The following is a 4043-nucleotide window of genomic DNA, read 5'->3' on the forward strand; positions in this document are numbered from 1 at the left end:
TCCACTTGCCGTCGACCGTGACGAAATCGACCTCACGCTCGGTGAGAACGGTGAGGCCGTGACCGTCGTGCCGATTCCAGGCATCGATGAAAGCCTGGGGTAGTGCCGTGAGAGCGGCTTCGTCGTTGCCGGACTGGGCCTGCGCCAGCGACGGTCCGAGCAACAGGATGAGCAGGAGCAGGAAGGTCTTCATGCGTCGCACCGGACGGGGATGACTCGTCAAGCGTGCTACGGGAAGAGCCTCCAGACCATTCCCCGAAGGGCGTATGCCTCCCGCGCCCCCAGTGCGTAACGCCAGGGTTACAGCACCAGTGGTCGGTCGGGCAGCTCGTTTTCGCGCGAACGACCGTCGGCAGGGAAATGCCGGGTCAGTAACGCACCGGCGTCGGCGACGCCGATCTGCACGCCTTCGCGAAAACGGCCCTGGGCGAACGCGTCGCGCATATGGACGGTGATGGCTTCCCATTCCGCCTGCGTGACGGCCCGCGCGATGCCGCGGTCCGCGATGATTTCGATGCGATGCTCGGCAAGCAACACGTACAGCAAGACACCACAGTTATCTTCAGTGTCCCAGACGCGCAGATGAGCGAACAGCATCGCCGCGCGGTCGCGGGCCGTGACGCCAGACGCGACAGCGGAGAACGGCAGGCGCGATTCGATCGCGACGCGTAATTCGCCCCGGTGTGTGGTTTCTCCCGACGAAACCGTGCCCGCAATCGCGTCGAGGGTGTCCGACCCGAACTGCCGACCCATCTGGAACCAGGCACCGAACAGATTGGCGACGATCCGTTGCATGTCCATCAATAGCTCCCCGACGCGCCGCCACCACCGAAGCTGCCGCCGCCTCCGCTGAAGCCGCCGCCTCCCCCACCGCCACCGAAGCCGCCACCACCAAAACCGCCACCGCCGCCGAAGCCACCAAAGCCGCCCCAGCCACCGCCACCGATGGAGCGGCCCGCACCACCCGGAATCGCCATGAACAGGGCGCCAGCGACGAGGCCGATAACCCCGCCAAACACCGAGCTCATGATCAGCCACGCCAGTCCGCCCGTGACGGCACCACCGATGGGCATACGCGCCCACAGCGGTGCACGGCCGAGGATGCCGCGAAGGAAAAGCACGCCGAAGATCAGCGGCAGGAACAGGTTGCCACCGCCGTGTCGGCGCTCATGGGCTTCGTCGGGATTGACCGGTGGCGGCAGGGCTTCGCCATCGACGATCTGGGTGATCGCCGTCAGCGCGTCGTTGATGCCGCCGTAGTAGTCGTTAGTGCGCAGCTTGGGAGCCATGTACTCGCGGATGATCCGTGAGGCGATCGCGTCGGGGAGCGCACCTTCGAGGCCGTAGCCCGTCTCGATGCGGACCCGGCGGTCGTCCTTGGCGACCAGCAGAAGGACGCCGTCGTCCGGCCCCTTGCGGCCGATCTTGTTGGCCTCGGCGACCTTGAGCGAATAGCCCTCGAGGTCGTCCGGCTGCGTCGTGGGCACCATCAGCACGACCACCTGGGCGCCCTTGCGCTTTTCCAGGTCGGCCAGCCGGGTATCCAGCTGGTTGACCTGGTCGGCGCTTAGCGTACCGGTGAGGTCGGTGACGTGCCGCTGCAGCGTCGGCACGGCGGCGTCGCCTTCCGCCAGCGCCGCCAGGGGCGGCACCAACAGGGCGACGGCGAGCAGCAGCCGCGCCGCGAACCGGAACATCAGCGGCTGGCCGAGGAAGCCGGTGCCGGAGCCTGGGCCGGAGCCGGCGTGGAGCCGAAGTCCACGGTCGGCGCGGTGGAAATCGCCTTCTCGTTCTCGACGCTGAAGTTCGGCTTCACCTTGTAGCCCATGACCTTGGCGGTCAGGTTGTTCGGGAAGGAGCGAATCAGCGTGTTGTAGGACTGGATGGCCGCGACATAGCGATTGCGCGCCACGGTGATGCGGTTCTCGGTGCCCTCGAGCTGGGCCTGCAGGTCGCGGAAGGAGCCGTCTGCCTTGAGCTGGGGGTAGTTCTCGCTGACCACCATCAGGCGCGAGAGCGCGCCGGACAGCTGGCCCTGGGCCGCCTGGAACTTGGCCAGGGCCTCGGGATCGTTGGCGAGCTCCGGGGTGATCTGGGTCTGGCCGACCTTCGCACGAGCGTTGGTGACCTCGGTAAGCACGCGTTCTTCGTGCTGGGCGTAGCCCTTCACGGTGTTGACCAGGTTCGGGACCAGGTCGGCGCGGCGCTGGTACTGGTTCAGCACTTCAGACCAGGCAGCCTTGACGGATTCGTCCTCGCGCTGGATGGCGTTGTAGCCACAGCCGGACAGGAACCCGGCAAGCAGGACGAGGGCAAAAGCACGGACGAGTGTCTTCATGGCGGCGATTCCTTGGGGTGCGGGGGACAAGTTAACCCAAAGCTTGAACGTTCGCAGGAAATCGCAGCAAGAGCATCGCCGGCAAAGCCGGCTCCCACAAAGAACCGGCAGTCACCGGAACCGACGAGGTCAGTGGGTGTAGTGGGGGATCAGGATCAGGGCCCAGCTCACGCCGATCATCAGCAGGAGGAAAAACACCGCGGCGGAGCCCATGTCCTTGGCCCGGCCGGCCAGTTCGTGGAATTCGGGGCTGACCAGATCGACCACGGCCTCGATAGCCGAGTTCAGCAGTTCGGCGGCGAGGACGAGGATGGGAAAGGTGACCAGCAGGATCTTTTCGACCCCGCCCTGACCCAGCCAGAAGCCGAGGGGAACCAGGATCACGGCAAGATAAACCTCAAGCCGGAACGAGGCCTCGTGCTGGTAGCAGGCTTTCAGGCCCTTCATGGACCACTGGAACGCCGAAAAAACCTGTCGCGGCCCGCGCGGAATCGTGGAAGCCATAGGTGATCAGGTCGCCGAAGCGGACAAAAAGGAGGGATTCGGGACCATGGCTTCGGGCTGGATAGGGCGGGAGGCCTCATATGATGCCATAGCCCGCCTTCGAAGCCGCCCAGACCCCATCACGTGGCGTATCGCCGCGCCCCTCTGGCGCTGCAGCACAACCCGGTGGAACATTTGTATTACGCTTGAACGGTTGTGACTTCGTTCAGGGTCACGGCGACGGGAGCCGGCTCGAATCGCCCGGCTCGCTGTTTCCAATGCTTCCGGAAAATACATGGCAATCCAGAACCCGCCCGTTTCACAGACCAAGTCTTTCAGCACGGTCTTCCTCATCGAAATGTGGGAGCGCTTCGGCTTCTACGGCATGCAGGTGCTGATGGTCACCTACATGGTGAAGAAGCTCGGCTTTGCCGACATCGACGCCAACCTTGTCTGGGGCGCCGCTTCTGCCCTGATCTACGCCACCCCGGCCATCGGCGGCTGGATCGGCGACAAATTCCTCGGTACGCGTCGCACGATGCTTACCGGTGCCGTGGTCCTCATGGTTGGCTATGCGCTGCTCTGGATCCCGACCAACAACGCCCACTTCCTGTACCTCGCACTCGGCGTGATCATCCTCGGCAACGGCATGTTCAAGCCGAACGCCGGCAATCTCGTGCGCAAGATCTACGAGGGTGACGAAGTACGCATCGATAGTGCGTTCACCATCTACTACATGGCGGTGAACATCGGCTCCACCGTGTCGATGATCCTCACGCCCTGGATCCGCGACGCCGTGGGCAGGAACTACGGTGACGCACTCGGCTGGCATACGGCATTCGGCGTCTGCTCCATCGGCCTGATCCTCGGCCTGGTCAACTATTACTTCATGCGCCGCACGCTGGCCCATGTCGGCTCGACGCCGGACGAACATCCGCCCGTGCTGAAGAACGTGCTCGGCATCATCGTCGCCGGCGCGGCCATCATCGGCGCCTCGGCTTACATCCTGCAGAACCAGGGCGTCGCCCAGGCGTGTGTTTACGCTGCCGGCGTGGCGATCCTGCTGATCTTCGTTCACCTCATCCGCTCCAGCGGGAAGGGCGAGCGCGCCGGCCTCATCGCCGCGCTGGTGCTGACGATCCAGACGATCTTCTTCTTCATCTTCTACCAGCAGATGTCGACCTCGCTGAATCTGTTTGCACAGCGCAACGTCGACCTGCAG

General features: G+C 64.5%; 6 protein-coding genes. 1 reads left to right on the forward strand and 5 read right to left on the reverse strand.

Annotation, left to right across the window (positions count from 1 at the left end):
• The 5 genes from AC1DT2_RS17030 to AC1DT2_RS17050 form a co-directional block, all read right to left on the reverse strand.
• On the reverse strand, positions 1 to 193 hold a 193-nt coding region (locus AC1DT2_RS17030; protein WP_477297649.1), incomplete at its 3' end, for a hypothetical protein.
• A gap of 107 nt (positions 194 to 300) precedes the next feature.
• Positions 301 to 801 (reverse strand): TPM domain-containing protein, encoded by a 501-nt coding sequence (locus AC1DT2_RS17035; RefSeq protein WP_477297651.1) that lies wholly within the window; start codon positions 799 to 801, stop codon positions 301 to 303.
• Entirely contained in the window at positions 801 to 1697 is an 897-nt protein-coding gene (locus tag AC1DT2_RS17040) for a TPM domain-containing protein (RefSeq protein ID WP_477297653.1), read from the reverse strand. The genes AC1DT2_RS17035 and AC1DT2_RS17040 overlap by 1 nt, the downstream gene beginning before the upstream one ends.
• Positions 1697 to 2338 carry a LemA family protein gene (locus tag AC1DT2_RS17045; RefSeq protein ID WP_213948776.1) on the reverse strand — a complete coding sequence of 214 codons (642 nt, stop codon included), beginning with the start codon at positions 2336 to 2338 and terminating at the stop codon, positions 1697 to 1699. The genes AC1DT2_RS17040 and AC1DT2_RS17045 overlap by 1 nt, the downstream gene beginning before the upstream one ends.
• Positions 2339 to 2467: 129 nt before the next feature.
• Entirely contained in the window at positions 2468 to 2842 is a 375-nt protein-coding gene (locus AC1DT2_RS17050) for a diacylglycerol kinase (RefSeq protein ID WP_063574367.1), read from the reverse strand.
• Between the two features lie 274 nt (positions 2843 to 3116).
• Here AC1DT2_RS17050 and AC1DT2_RS17055 point away from each other — a divergent pair.
• The coding region (locus AC1DT2_RS17055; RefSeq protein ID WP_477297654.1) for a peptide MFS transporter at positions 3117 to 4043 on the forward strand (927 nt) is incomplete at its 3' end.

It is taken from the genome of Luteibacter sp. P4_E6, from assembly GCF_056401535.1.